This is a genomic window from Roseateles chitinivorans (genome assembly GCF_050632235.1).
GTDB classification, from domain to species: Bacteria; Pseudomonadota; Gammaproteobacteria; order Burkholderiales; family Burkholderiaceae_C; genus Roseateles; species Roseateles chitinivorans_A.
This window is the reverse complement of the sequence record NZ_CP192584.1, coordinates 1175033-1188543: the sequence shown is the minus strand read 5'-3', so window position 1 is coordinate 1188543 and position 13511 is coordinate 1175033. Positions and strand designations below refer to the sequence as shown.

Sequence of the window (13511 nt, the reverse complement as noted above, 5' to 3'; positions counted from 1 at the left end):
ACGACCGGGGAAGCGGTCGGACGAGCGGACTGTAGAGTGAGAATCGCTGCGGCTGTGACATGGCATTTGCCGGATCGGACAACACATGGACAAGCTCGATGCCATGACCCTCTTCGTGGCCGTCGTCCAGGATGGCGGGTTCTCCGCGGCGGCGCGGCGCCTCGGCGTTTCAGCGCCGGTCGTGACGCGCGCGGTGAGCGAGCTCGAGGCCGCGATGAACGTGCGGCTGCTGGTGCGCACGACGCGCGTGGTCAAGGTGACCGAGGTCGGCGAGCGCTACGCGCAGGACTGCCGGCGTGTGCTCGGCGAGCTGCAGGAGATCGAGCAGGCCGCGAGCGGCACGCACGGCGCGGTGAAAGGGAAGCTGGTCGTCAGCGCATCGGTGATGTTCGGGCGGCTGCGACTCAACGCGGTGGTGCTCGACTACCTAAAGCAGTATCCCGAGACCGAGGTCGAATGCCGCTTCATCGATCGCAACGTGAATCTGCTCAACGAAGACGTCGACGTGGCGATCCGCATCGGCGATCTGCCTGACGCCTCGTTCCACGCGACGCCGCTGACCACGGTGCGGCGCATGGCGGTCGCGTCACCGGCGTATCTCAAGCGGAACGGAACGCCCAGGCAGCCGAAGGATCTCGCGCAGCACACGCTGATCGCGGCGACGGGCGTGGAACCCGGCTCGGAGTGGAAGTTCCGCGCCGGGTCGGGTGTCGACGCCGCCACGGTCGCCGTGCCGGTCCGGGCCAGGCTCGCGACCAACAGCAACGACCACGCCATCGTCGCGGCGAGCGAAGGCCTCGGGATCACGCGCGTGCTGTCGTACATGGTCGAGGAACAGCTCGCCGCAGGTGAGCTCGTGGAGGTGCTCGCGAAGCACGCGCCGCCGGCCGTGCCCGTGCAGGCGTTGCAGCATCAGGGACTGAGAGCGTCGCGCAAGGTACGGGCGTTCATCGATCTGGCGGTGGAGCGGCTGCGAGGCTGAGTCCCGGGAACGACTGCGTGAGGCCTGGCGCGGGCGCTCCACGGGGCATGGGGCATCCCTCCAGGGACCCCAAGCCCCATTCCGGCCCCACGGAGACCCGTGTACGCGGGCCTCGGCGTGCGTCAGGTCAGGAGCACGCGACGGCCGAGGGCAGCGAGCGGGCGCTCGACGACACGCTGCACGCCGGGACGAAGCAGCAGGGGCTTCAGCGTCATGCGGACCGCGAGACCCATCGGGATGTTCGAGCTGACGAGCCGGATCGCCTCCGCGGTCAGCCGCTCCGCGTCGGCGATGGGCGCAGGCCCCCATCGACGCCGCCCGTGCGCAGGCGGCCGTTCACCGCGTGCCTCAACGCGATCGAGGCATCCTCCTTGCGCAGTTCCAGCGCGCGACGCACCAGCGCCGTGAGCACTTGGCCGCGGTGCAGCCCCTCGATCTCGCGGTACTTGCGGAAGAAGGCGAAGAAGTTCTTGTAGTGCTGCACCTCATCGCAGCGGATGCGCCAGAAGAGGTCGCGCAGCACCGGCTCGTCGCAGGCCTCGTGCAAGGCCTGGTAGTAAGTCGTCGTGCCCATCTCGACGATGCAGCGCGCCACCATCTCCTGGCCGCGCGTGGGCTCGAGTTCGTCCATCGTGCACAGCCGCGCATATTCCTCGAAGAAGCCGGCGTAGGCCGATTCCCAGTCGAAACCGGGCCACACGTGCCGCACGTAGGCCTTCAACGCGGCGCCATGCTGGAGCTCTTCCGGCTCCCAGTGATCGCGCAGCCATGCGGCGACCTCGGGATCGTCGGCGAAATGTTCGATCAGGTTGCGCGTGTACATGTCGCTGCCGCTCTCGATGAACGAGGCGCTGCAGACGAGCAGGAAGAGCGCATCGTGCCCGCGCACGCGCTCAGGCTCAATGCGGGAGAGGTCCAGGTCTTGCAAGGACCAACGTGAAGGGGTCGGGGGAACAACGGTCATGTCGCAAGGTCCGGCAATCCGTGTGCGTGTCATTCCAACAGGACCCGGGTCCACGCGGCGTTAAGGCCCCGCATGGCCCCGCATCGTTGTGTCAAAGGGTAGGGATCGCCGCGCCGACATGGACTGGCCTCAGAATGGGCCCATCCACCGACGTCCCCGATGGCCCGACGCTCCTCCACCACCGCCCTGCGCAAGGCCTGGAACAAGGGCCTGCGCGCCGTGACGGGTCAGGTCATGCGCGCGGCGACCAAGGCCGCCCGGAGCGCTGCGCAGGACGTCGTGCCAGGGGTGGCGAAGACGCCGCCACATCCGTCGCCCGGTCTCGGCGACTGGCTGTCCGGCCTGGCGACCGGGCGCGCGGGCATGCGGCGCTTCCGGCTCTTCCGGCCAGCGGGGCTCACAGCAGGCGAACGCCCGCCGCTGATCGTGATGCTGCACGGCTGCGGACAGGATCCGGCGGGCTTTGCGCGCAGCACGCGGATGAACCGGGTCGCCGCGCGCGAGCGCTGCCTGGTGCTGTATCCGGAGCAGAGCCGGCTCGCCAATCCGCAACGCTGCTGGAACTGGTTCGACACCGAGTCCGGCCGCGCGCAGGGCGAGGCGGCGCTGATCCTCGCCGCGATCGATCAGGTCTGCCTGCTCCACGGCGCCGATCGCGCGCGTGTGGCGATCGTGGGGCTGTCTGCCGGCGCGGGCATGGCTGCGCTGCTGGCGACGATGCATCCCGAGCGTTTCCAGGCCGTCGCGATGCATTCGGGGGTGCCGCCCGGGCTGTCCGGTTCAGCGACGACGGCGTTGCGCGCGATGCGCGGCAAGGCCCCGGCCGCCGCGATCGAAGGCGGCGCGGCATGGCCGCCGCTGCTCGTGATCCAGGGCAACAAGGATTCCGTCGTGGCGGCGTCCAATGCGTTCGAGGCCGCGCGCCAGTGGGCACTCGCCGCGGGCGCCGCCACCGTGCGCGATCGCCGGCTGCAACGCGGCAAGCGGTTGCCGATGACGGTCGTCGAATTCAAGCGTGGAAGCACCGTCGCGGCGACGCTCGTCGAGATCGACGGCCTCGGGCATGCGTGGAGCGGCGGGCCCGCGAAGGAAGCGTTCAGCGATCCGAACGGGCCGGACGCGACGGCGATGATCTGGCGTTTCGTCGCCAAGCGCTTCGCGTCGATGCGCTGAGGTCTTCTGCCTGCCGAGGTTGCTGGCCCTCACCCCCACCCTCTCCCGCAAGCGGGCGAGGGAGTCCGACCGGCTCTTCTCGCAGCGCCTGCTCCTCTTGCTCCCTCTCCCGCTAGCGGGAGGAGCCCCCATGTCAAACGAAATCAGCGGTAGCCCTTGCTCCCTCTCCCCTTTCGGGAGAGGGCAGGGGTGAGGGCCAGCGGCGGTGGAAGTGCTGATGCCTTCTTCCACTCTCGCAGAGACTTTCCCTTCAGGCCTGAAGCTCGCTGCCCGCGAGCAGATCGCGCCATTGCTGCTGCTGCTCGGCGAACTCCCGCCAGGCCTCGTCGGCCAGCGCCTGATGCCGGTCCGCATCGGCCGCCTCGCCCAGCAGGCGGAAGGTCTGCGCCAGCCGGCTGTGCGTGATCGCGCGGTCGTCGAGTTCGCAATCCGGATCGAGTTCGATCTCGGCCTCGCGCGCCTGGTGCAGCGCGTGCTCGTGCTGGCCGAGGTTGGCCCGGCACCAGGCCAGGTCCGACAGCAGGCTGCTGCCCAGACGCTCCAGCCCCAGCGACATCGCCTGCGGCAGGTGCTCTTCGTAGAGCCGTCTGGCCTCGTCGAAGCCGCCCTGCATCGTCAGCACCTGCGCGCGCAGCACCGGCGTCAGCTCCGTCATCATCTGCGCGCCGACGGCCTCGTCGAAGTGGTGGACCGAGTCCACCGAGAGCATCAGCTCGGACCCGCGCCACGACTGGCTCGCCAGGCTCTCGCGCCGCAGCTGCGAGGCCCGCATGCCGGCCATGTTGAACATCAATGCGGACAGCGACGCATCATCGCCCTCCACCGACGCATGGCGGCGCGCGCGGATGTACCAGCGCTGCGCAGCCGCGTTGTCCCCGGCGTAATGCCAGCTCAGGCCCATCGTCATCGCGACGCGCGCCAGCGCCACGTTGTGCTCGGGCGGCGCCTCGTCGAGGCAGCGCTTCGCGTGTTCCACCAGCGCCACCGGGTCGTGACGGATGAAGGCCAGTTGCGCCAGCCAGGCCGACGCGAGCACGCGCACTTCGATGTGCGCCGGCGCGGTCCCCGCGATCGCATGCGCGCGCTGGATGCGGTCCCAGGCCTGCTGCGCGACGAAGCCGTTGTAATAGCTCATCAGGCCTTCGGCCATGTGCAGCCACGCGCCGATCTCCGGATGCGGATGCTGGAAGGAGAGCTGATGCAGCGCGGTCAGCGCCTCGCGCGCCTCGCCCACCGCGCCGTGACGCGCCAGCAGCATCGCGCGCTTGGCCCGCGCCGCGGCCGAGGCCGTCGGCGAGGTCGCGGCGGCGATGTCCTTGTCCAGCTGCTTCAGCAGCCGCGACTTGATGACCAGGGGGCCGCGGCGGTCGCGGCGGAGGCAGGCGGGGCTGAAGCGTCGTGCATGCCGGCCTCAGCGGGTCAGCCGGTCGAGCGCTTCCTGGTACTTCGCGGACGTGTTGGCGATCACATCCTCCGGCAGCGCCGGCGGCGGCGCGACCTTGCCCCAGGGCTGGCCGTCCACCGTCGCCTGTTCCAGCCAGTCGCGCAGGAACTGCTTGTCGTAGCTCGGCGGGTTGCTGCCGACCGCGTAGCTCTCCGCCGGCCAGTAGCGCGAGGAATCGGGCGTCAGCACCTCGTCCATCAGCGTCAGGGTGCCGTCGGCATCGAGGCCGAATTCGAACTTGGTGTCCGCGATGATGATGCCCTTCGTCAGCGCGATGTCCGCGGCACGCTGGTAGAGCTGGATCGCGATGTCGCGCACGCGCTCGGCCATGTCGCGGCCGATGATCTCCGCGCAGCGCTCGAAGTCGATGTTCTCGTCGTGGTCGCCCATCTCCGCCTTGGTCGCGGGCGTGAAGATCGGCTGGGGCAGCTTGCTGGCGTTCTGCAGGCCGGCGGGCAGCTCGACGCCGCAGACCTTGCCGCTGGCCTTGTATTCGGACCAGCCGCTGCCGGCCAGGTAACCGCGCACCACCGCCTCGATCGGCAGCGGCTTCAGGCGCTTGACCAGCATCGCGCGGTCGCGGACCTGCGCCTTCTCCGCCTCCGTCACCACCGACAGCGGATCGTCGCCGGTCAGGTGGTTGGGGACGATGCCGTCCAGCTTGTCGAACCAGAACAGCGCCATCTTCGTCAGCAGCGCGCCCTTGCCCGGGATGGGCTCGCCCATGATGACGTCGAAGGCCGAGATGCGGTCCGACGCGATCATCAGGATGCGGTCGTCGCCGACCGCGTAGTTCTCCCGCACCTTGCCGCGTGCGATGAGGGGAAGGGAGGTGATCGACGAGGTGTGCAGGGCGGCGGTCATGGGTGTGCGGTCGGACGGAACGGCAAAGCCGGGATTCTAGAGGCGGCACAGGAAACCCCGCCGTCCGCGGCGCCCCGTCCATCCGCTTCAGGACGCTTCAGGACGCTCCGGAATCCGCCCGAACGAGTTAGAGCGACGTGAAGCCCACGTAGCGCGACACGAAGCGCGCCTTGCCCTCGCGCTCGAAGCGCGTCTCGTCCCAATCCCCGTCATCGAGCCGCGCAGCGGCCTGCGGCTTGAAGAGATAGGTCCAGGCCCGCTGCCAGCTGCCGTCGGCCAGCGTCACCAGCACCTCGTGGCGTTCGTAGTCCTCGCCCTCGAAGCGGTCCAGGCGTTCCCACGCCGTCTCGGGCACGTCGAGGTAGAGCCGGCCGACCACCTGATGGCCAGGCGCCGGGATCATCGCGGGGTAATCGTGACCGCGCACCGGATGGCGCACATGGTCAGCCAGGGTGGCCGACACCGGCGGCGCGGACGGCTCGGCGTCGGGACCGCAGACGCGGGCCATGATGTCCGGCCACATCAACGTGCCGTAGGTGAACGCATGTGCCATGAGCAGATCCCCAGAGACGAGTGCGGAGGTGGGCGTGCAGCAATGAAAAGACCGGCGCGAGGCCGGTCCGTTCGGAGACGTTCTGACGCGTCCGGCGTTTACTGGACGACTTGCGCCAGCTCGCCGCGCTCATAGGCGGCGGCCACGTCGACCAGGCTGCGCGGCTTGATCTTCGGGGCCTGGCCTTCGCAGCCGAACTCCAGGTAACGCGCCTTGCAGACCAGCTTGGCGGCTTCGCGGGCCGGCTTCAGCCATTCGCGGGCGTCGAACTTGTCCGGGTTCTCGAACAGGAACTTGCGCACCGCGCCGGTCATCGCCAGGCGGATGTCGGTGTCGATGTTGATCTTGCGCACGCCGTGCTTGATCGCTTCCTGGATCTCCTCGACGGGCACGCCGAAGGTCTCCTTCATCTGGCCGCCGTACTGGTTGATGATCGCCAGCAGTTCCTGCGGCACGCTCGACGAGCCGTGCATCACCAGGTGGGTGTTGGGGATGCGCTTGTGGATCTCCTTGACCCGCGAGATCGCCAGGATGTCGCCGGTGGGCTTGCGCGAGAACTTGTAGGCGCCGTGGCTGGTGCCGATGGCGATGGCCAGCGCGTCCAGCTGCGTCGCCTTGACGAACACGGCGGCTTCTTCCGGATCGGTCAGCATCTGGCTGTGGTCCAGCTTGACGTCGGCGCCGATGCCGTCTTCCTCGCCCGCGTCGCCGGTCTCGAGGTTGCCCAGGCAGCCCAGTTCGCCCTCGACGGTGACGCCGACCTTGTGCGCCATCTCGACGACGCGGCGGGTCACGTCCACGTTGTAGTCGAAGCTGGACGGGGTCTTGCCGTCATCCTTCAGCGAGCCGTCCATCATCACCGAGCCGAAGCCCAGGTTGATCGCGCCCTCGCAGACCTTCGGGCTGGTGCCGTGGTCCTGGTGCATCACCAGCGGGATGTGCGGGTAGGCCTCGACGGCGGCCTGGATCAGGTGCTTGATGAAGGCTTCGCCGGCGTACTTCCGGGCGCCGGCGCTGGCCTGCAGGATCACCGGGGCGCCGACCTCGTCGGCGGCGGCCATCACGGCCTGGACCTGCTCCAGGTTGTTGACGTTGAACGCTGGAATGCCGTAGCCCTGTTCGGCCGCGTGATCCAGCAGCTGGCGCATCGAGACGAGTGCCATGAGAGTTCTCCGAGATAGTGAAAAATCCTGTGGCCGCGGGCGGGCGCCGAACTTCGTCGTCGACCTCGCCGTAACCGCGCCGTAACTGATCGGGATTCTAGCCAGCCCCCATGACGGGCCCTGTAACCAACCTGGGGCTCCCCCAAACTGGTGCCATACCAGTGCCCCTGCGGCATCCTCGCCCAGGGACCGCGCCCCCTGGCCGGCCTCCTGGTGAGAATGCGCGCACGGGCGCAGACCGCATCCGCGCGCCCGGGCTCCCCCGGACAGGGGTCTCTTCGCTTGCGCGGCGGCGGAAGCGGCCGGTAGGCTGTCGCCCGGGCGTCCCGGCCCGTCGGAGCAAGCGCCGTGCCTTGCCCCGCCGCCGGTGGCGAGGACCGCCCGCGCGACCGCCGCTTCCAGGAATTTCATGACCCGCCTCGCGATCGATCAGCTGACGCTCTGGATCACCGCCGCCGCCAACGAGCACTCGCTCGACCTGCCCGCCTTCGTCGAGGAGCGCACCGGCGCCAGCCACCGCGCCACGCTGAACGCGCTGCGCCGCCTGGTCGACGCCCACTGGCTGACGCGCTCCGGCACCGCCCGCCGGCCGGTGTTCGGGCCGGGCGCGCTGCGGCAGGTGGCGCGCAGCTACACGCTGCACGGGCTGATGGAGGACGTGGTCTGGCAGCGCGACTACGCGCCCCATTTCGCCTTGCCGCGCCATGTCGCTCGGATGATCCAGCACGGCTTCACCGAGCTGGTGAACAACGCCATCGACCACAGCGGCGGCACCAGCGTCACCGTGTCGCTGCGACAGACGCCGACGCACGCGCAGCTGCTGGTATCGGACGACGGCTGCGGCGTCTTCGACAAGATCCGCGACACCTATGAGCTGACCGACGCGCGCCACGCGATGCTGGAGCTCAGCAAGGGCCGGCTGACGACGCAGCCGCAGGCGCACACCGGGCGCGGGCTGTTCTTCAGCTCGCAGCTGGCGGACGTCTTCGACATCCATGCCAACGGCAAGGCCTTCCAGCGCCGCGCCTGGGAAGGCAACGCATGGAAGGACGGCAAGGGCCTGCCGCGCCAGGGCAGCTCGATCTACATGGCGATGTCGCTGGAAAGCAAGCGCACGCTGGAGCAGGTCCTGGAGCAGTGGAGCGTCGACGGCACCGGCATCGCCTTCGACCAGACGCGGGTGATGCTCAACCTGGTCGTGGTCGCGGGCCAGATGCTGGACTCGCGCGCACAGGCGCGTCGCGTCGCGGCACGGTTGCCGCAGTTCAAGCGCGCGGAGGTGGACTTCGACGGCGTCACCGACGTCGGACATGCGTTTGCGGATGAACTCTTCCGCGTCTTCGCGCGTGCGCACCAGGAAGTGGAGCTCGTGCCCCTGAACATGACACCGCGCATCGCCGCGCTGGTGCAGGCCGCGCGCAACAGCTGAGGCCGGCGCGCTCAGAGAGCGCTGTCGACCAGCGCCTGGATCGCCGCACGGCTGCGGGCGACCGCTTCGTCCAGCCGCGGCAGCAGCGCGGCGGCTTCGCTGCCCTTGGCGGCGGCGAACAGGATGCCCTCCTCCACCACGGGTTTGGGCAGCACCTGGAATGGCACGCCGGTGCGCAGCGCGCGCAGGCGTCGTTCCAGCGCGGCGGCACTGCCACGGTGGGTCGCGAGCATCGCGTCGCAGCGACCGATCGCCAGCATGCGCGCACGGCCGCCGAGGTCGTTGCCGCCGTTCTCCACACGGAACAGCTGCTGCCGCCGGGCTTCCTCGAAGGCCGGGCCATAGGTCGAACCGCGCGGCACGCACAACGCGTGGCCGCGCAGGTCCTCGAGCCGGTCGAACCGGATCGGCTTCGCTTTCGGCACGACCAGCCAGCCTCGGCTCACGAAGACCGGCTGGCTGTACGCGAACAGCTTGTCCCGCGCCGGGTTGCGCGACAGCCCGAAGACCAGGTGCTGGCCGAGCTGGGCGCCCAGCAGCGCGCGCGGCCAGGGCAGGAACAGCAGTTCCCACTGCAGGCCGGCGGCCTCGGCGATCTGCTTGAGCAGCGGCAGGACAAAGGGCTTGTGGGTCTGCTCGCTGACCGCGAGCCGGACCGGCGTCTGGTCGTCCACGACGGACCAGGGCGCTGAATCGGCACCGGCGGCACCGGCGCCGCCGCCCTGCGCGAGCACGGTCCCGACCATCGCCGCGCCGGCGCCGCCGATCAGCAGATCGCGGCGACGCAGCGGGGTCACGCGCGCGCTCCGCAGGTCAGCCGACCCGGCAGACCTTCAGCATGTTGGTGCCGCCCGGGTAGCCCATCGGCTCGCCGCAGGTGATCGCGTAGGTGTCGCCCGGCATCAGCACGCCGCGTTCGATCAGCAGGTCCTCGGCCGCCTTCAGCGCCTCGTCGCGGTCGTTGAAGTTGGGCATCAGCAGCGGCGTGACGTTGCGGTACAGCGCCAGCTTGCGCTGCGTCAGCACCTGCGAGGTCAGCGCGAAGATCGGCACGTGGATGCGGTGGCGGCTCATCCACAGCGCGGTGGAGCCGGACTCGGTCAGCGCCACGATCGCCTTGCAGCCCAGGTGGTGCGCCGTGAACAGCGCGCCCATCGCGATCGACTGGTCGATGCGGCCGAACTGGCGGTTGGCGAAGTCGGTGTCCAGCGTCACGAACTCGGCGTTCTCGGCTTCGAGCGCGATCGCGGCCATCTGCTGGATGGTCTCGATCGGGAAGCGGCCGGCGGCGGTCTCGGCGCTCAGCATCACGGCGTCGGTGCCGTCGAGCACGGCGTTGGCGACGTCGGAGACCTCGGCGCGCGTCGGCACCGGGTTCACGATCATCGACTCCATCATCTGCGTGGCGGTGATGCAGACCTTGTCGAGTTCCAGCGCCATCTTGATCATGCGCTTCTGCAGCGCGGGCACGGCGGCGTTGCCGACTTCCACGGCCAGATCGCCGCGGGCGACCATGATGCCGTCGGAGGCCTTCAGGATCGCTTCCAGGTGCGGGATCGCCTCGTAGCGCTCGATCTTGGCGATCATCCCCGGCTTGTGGCGGTACGGCTCGCCGGCGACGTTGGCCAGCTGGCGCGCCATCTCCATGTCGGTGGCGTTCTTGGGGAAGCTCACCGCCAGGTATTCGCACTGGAAGGACATCGCCGTCTTGATGTCCTCCATGTCCTTGCCGGTCAGCGCGGGCGCGGTCAGGCCGCCGCCCTGCTTGTTGATACCCTTGTTGTTGGACAGCTCGCCGCCCTGCTTGACGATGGTGTGCACCTGCGAGCCGCGCACCGACTCGACCGTCAGCACCAGCAGACCGTCGTTCAGCAGCAGCGTGTCGCCGGGCTTCACGTCACGGGGCAGTTCCTTGTAGTCCAGGCCCACGACCATCTCGTTGCCGGGCTCGGTGCGGTCGGCGTCCAGCACGAAGGGCGTGCCGTTGATCAGCTCGATCTTGCCGTTCTCGAACTTGCCGACGCGGATCTTCGGACCCTGCAGGTCGGCCATGATGGCCACCTGCCGGCCGGCACGCGCGGCGACCTCACGCACCATGCGGGCCCGGTCGATGTGGTCCTGCGCCTTGCCGTGCGAGAAGTTCAGCCGCACCACGTCGACGCCGGCCTGGATCATTTTTTCCAGGACCTCGGGGGACGACGAGGCGGGACCGAGGGTGGCGACGATCTTGGTGGCACGGGACATGTCTTGTCTCTGTCTGAAATTTAGTTACAGCGGTCGATTATGAGCCGCCAAAACGACATCGGAACAGTTTCCACGAGTTACGGAGGAGTTTCCAACGGCTCCAGTCGTTGGACCGGGCGCCCGGCGGCATGTCCACCCCCGGCGACTCGGGCGTCGCGAGGGGCGCCCAACTCGGTCCGCTCGCCTTCGGCTCGCTGCCCTCAGACAGTCTGCGCCCAGTCAGTCGTGGAAGCGCGCTCCGCGCGCCTCGCGTCACCCTCCTCGCCGGGGGTGGCCATGCCACCTCCCAGCAAGGCTCAGACCTTCGCCGCCTTGACGTCCGCCACCGCCAGCGCCGTCATGTTGACGATCCGGCGCACCGTCGCGGACGGGGTCAGGATGTGCACCGGGCGCTTGGCACCCAGCAGGATCGGCCCCACCGTCACGCCCTGGCCGCCAACGACCTTCAGCACGTTGAACAGGATGTTCGCAGCGTCCAGCGTCGGCAGCACCAGCAGGTTGGCCGAACCGGACAAGGTCGACTCCGGCAGGAAGTTGTTGCGCACGTCCTCGGACAGCGCCGCGTCGCCGTGCATCTCACCGTCGCATTCGATGGTCGGATACGCGGCGGCGAACAGGTCGCGGGCGCGGCGCATCTTGACCGCCGACGCGCGCTTGCTGCTGCCGAACATCGAGTGCGACAGGAAGGCCACCTTCGGCGGCAGGCCGAAGCGCTGCAGCTCCTCGGCCGCCTGCCAGGCGATGTCGGCGAGCTGCTCGGCCGTCGGATCCTCGTTGACGAAGGTGTCGGCGATGAAGAGCGTGCGCTGCTCCAGCATCAGCGCGTTCATCGTCGCGAAGTTGGAGACCTCCGGCTTCAGGCCGATCAGGTTCTGGATGTGCTCCAGGTGCGAGTCGAAGCGACCCACCGTGCCGCAGATCATCGCGTCGGCGTCGCCTAGCTGGATCGCGAGTGCGCCGATCGTCGTGTTGGAGCGGCGCACGGCGGACTTGGACATCTCCGGGGTGAAGCCGTTGCGGCCCATGACCTGGTGGTAGGCCTCCCAGTACTGGCGGAAGCGGTGGTCGTTCTCGGGGTCGATGACGAGCGCGTCCTCGCCCAGCTTGATGCGCAGGCCGGCGCGCTTCAGGCGCATCGCGATGACCTCGGGACGGCCGATCAGCGTCGGCTTGGCGAGACCTTCGTCCAGCGCCACCTGCACCGCGCGCAGCACGCGCTCATCCTCGCCCTCGGCGTAGATGACGCGGGCGGGATGGGCCTTCGCCTCGGCGAAGACCGGACGCATGAACATGCCGGTCTGGTAGACGAAGCGCGACAGCTGCTCGCGGTAGGCGGCCATGTCCTGGATCGGACGCGTGGCGACGCCGGACTCCTCGGCGGCCTTGGCCACGGCCGGCGCGATGCGCAGGATCAGGCGGCTGTCGAAGGGCTTGGGGATGATGTAGTCGGGACCGAAGGCCAGGTCTTGCCCCGCATAGGCGGCGGCGACTTCCGGCGGCGTCTCGGCCTTGGCCAGCTCGGCGATCTCGCGCACGCAGGCGAGCTTCATCGCCTCGGTGATCTTGGTCGCGCCGCAGTCCAGCGCGCCGCGGAAGATGTACGGGAAACACAGGACGTTGTTGACCTGGTTCGGATAGTCCGAACGCCCCGTCGCCACGATGCAGTCGGGGCGAGCTTCCTTGGCGAGTTCGGGACGGATCTCCGGCTCGGGATTGGCCAGCGCCAGGATGATGGGCTGGCGCGCCATCGTCTTGACCATCTCGGCGGTCAGCACGCCGGCGGCCGAGCAGCCCAGGAACACGTCCGCGTCCTTGACGACGTCGGCCAGCGTGCGCGCCGAGGTGATCTGGCAATAGCGGCGCTTGGACTCGTCGAGCTTGCCGGCATCGGCGCGCTCGCTCTGGATCACGCCCTTGGAGTCGACGGCGAAGACGTTCTCGCGCTTCACGCCCAGGCCGACCATCACGTCCAGGCAGGCGATGGCCGCGGCACCGGCGCCCGACACCGCCACCTTCACCGCGCCGATGTCCTTGCCCACGAGCTCCAGGCCGTTCAGCAGCGCCGCGCTCGAGATGATCGCGGTGCCGTGCTGGTCGTCGTGGAAGACGGGGATGTTCATGCGCGCGCTCAGCTGCTTCTCGATGTAGAAGCACTCGGGCGCCTTGATGTCCTCGAGGTTGACGCCGCCCAGCGTGGGCTCCATCGCCGCGATGATCTCGACGAGCTTGTCGGGATCGCGCTCGGCCAGCTCGATGTCGAAGACGTCGATGCCGGCGAACTTCTTGAACAGGCAGCCCTTGCCTTCCATCACCGGCTTGGCGGCCAGCGGGCCGATGTCGCCCAGGCCCAGCACTGCGGTGCCGTTGGTGATGACGCCGACGAGGTTGCCGCGCGAGGTGAAGTCGGCGGCCAGCGACGGATCGCGCTCGATGTCCAGGCAGGGATAGGCGACGCCCGGCGAGTAGGCCAGCGACAGGTCGCGCTGGTTCGCGAGCGGCTTGGTCGGCGTGACGGCGATCTTGCCGCGCGTCGGGAAGCGGTGGTAGTCCCGCGCCGCCTCGCGCAGTGCGGCCTCGGCCGGGCTCAGGTCGAGGTCGTCGTTCTTGTCGGTCATGCAAATCTCCGTCGCGATGAATGGGGCCCGGCGCCCTGTGGGTGGCGGTCTTCGCGGCGCGACAACGCGCCTCCGTAACC

The 13511-nt window shown here is 69.1% G+C and carries 10 protein-coding genes and 1 pseudogene; 3 read left to right on the top strand and 8 right to left on the bottom strand.

Annotation, left to right across the window (positions count from 1 at the left end; all coding sequences use genetic code 11):
- Window positions 1–85: 85 nt before the first annotated feature.
- Window positions 86–982 (top strand): LysR family transcriptional regulator, encoded by an 897-nt coding sequence (locus ACQ859_RS05340; protein WP_431264882.1) that lies wholly within the window; start codon window positions 86–88, stop codon window positions 980–982.
- Between the two features lie 122 nt (window positions 983–1104).
- On the opposite strand, the pseudogene ACQ859_RS05335 reads toward ACQ859_RS05340, so the two are convergent.
- Window positions 1105–1946: pseudogene (locus ACQ859_RS05335) on the bottom strand (ferritin-like domain-containing protein).
- A 159-nt stretch (window positions 1947–2105) separates the two neighbouring features.
- Between ACQ859_RS05335 and ACQ859_RS05330 the strand changes: the two are divergent.
- Window positions 2106–3119: an extracellular catalytic domain type 1 short-chain-length polyhydroxyalkanoate depolymerase gene (locus ACQ859_RS05330; RefSeq protein ID WP_431264881.1), complete on the top strand. Its 1014-nt coding sequence runs from the start codon at window positions 2106–2108 to the stop codon at window positions 3117–3119.
- A gap of 250 nt (window positions 3120–3369) precedes the next feature.
- Here the strand turns inward: ACQ859_RS05330 and ACQ859_RS05325 are convergent, their stop codons facing one another.
- From ACQ859_RS05325 to fba, 4 genes are all read right to left on the bottom strand, one after another.
- Window positions 3370–4377 carry a hypothetical protein gene (locus ACQ859_RS05325; protein WP_431264880.1) on the bottom strand — a complete coding sequence of 336 codons (1008 nt, stop codon included), beginning with the start codon at window positions 4375–4377 and terminating at the stop codon, window positions 3370–3372.
- A 153-nt stretch (window positions 4378–4530) separates the two neighbouring features.
- Window positions 4531–5427, bottom strand: coding sequence for a phosphoribosylaminoimidazolesuccinocarboxamide synthase (locus tag ACQ859_RS05320; RefSeq protein ID WP_431264879.1), 897 nt, complete (start codon window positions 5425–5427; stop codon window positions 4531–4533).
- A gap of 127 nt (window positions 5428–5554) precedes the next feature.
- Entirely contained in the window at window positions 5555–5980 is a 426-nt protein-coding gene (locus ACQ859_RS05315) for a gamma-glutamylcyclotransferase family protein (protein ID WP_431264878.1), read from the bottom strand.
- Between the two features lie 98 nt (window positions 5981–6078).
- Window positions 6079–7143 carry a class II fructose-bisphosphate aldolase gene (fba, locus tag ACQ859_RS05310; RefSeq protein WP_431259488.1) on the bottom strand — a complete coding sequence of 355 codons (1065 nt, stop codon included), beginning with the start codon at window positions 7141–7143 and terminating at the stop codon, window positions 6079–6081.
- Between the two features lie 409 nt (window positions 7144–7552).
- Between fba and ACQ859_RS05305 the strand changes: the two genes are divergently transcribed.
- Window positions 7553–8572: an STAS-like domain-containing protein gene (locus tag ACQ859_RS05305; RefSeq protein ID WP_431264877.1), complete on the top strand. Its 1020-nt coding sequence runs from the start codon at window positions 7553–7555 to the stop codon at window positions 8570–8572.
- 11 nt (window positions 8573–8583) lie between these two features.
- Here ACQ859_RS05305 and ACQ859_RS05300 read toward each other — a convergent pair whose 3' ends face one another.
- The 3 genes from ACQ859_RS05300 to ACQ859_RS05290 all read right to left on the bottom strand — a co-directional run bounded on the left by ACQ859_RS05300 (window position 8584) and on the right by ACQ859_RS05290 (window position 13431).
- The gene (locus ACQ859_RS05300) at window positions 8584–9369 is read right to left on the bottom strand and encodes a substrate-binding periplasmic protein (RefSeq protein WP_431264876.1); all 786 of its coding nucleotides are present in this window, start codon (window positions 9367–9369) and stop codon (window positions 8584–8586) included.
- A gap of 16 nt (window positions 9370–9385) precedes the next feature.
- Entirely contained in the window at window positions 9386–10816 is a 1431-nt protein-coding gene (pyk, locus tag ACQ859_RS05295) for a pyruvate kinase (protein ID WP_431264875.1), read from the bottom strand.
- 296 nt (window positions 10817–11112) lie between these two features.
- Window positions 11113–13431 carry an NADP-dependent malic enzyme gene (locus tag ACQ859_RS05290; protein ID WP_431264874.1) on the bottom strand — a complete coding sequence of 773 codons (2319 nt, stop codon included), beginning with the start codon at window positions 13429–13431 and terminating at the stop codon, window positions 11113–11115.
- Window positions 13432–13511 lie beyond the last annotated feature (80 nt).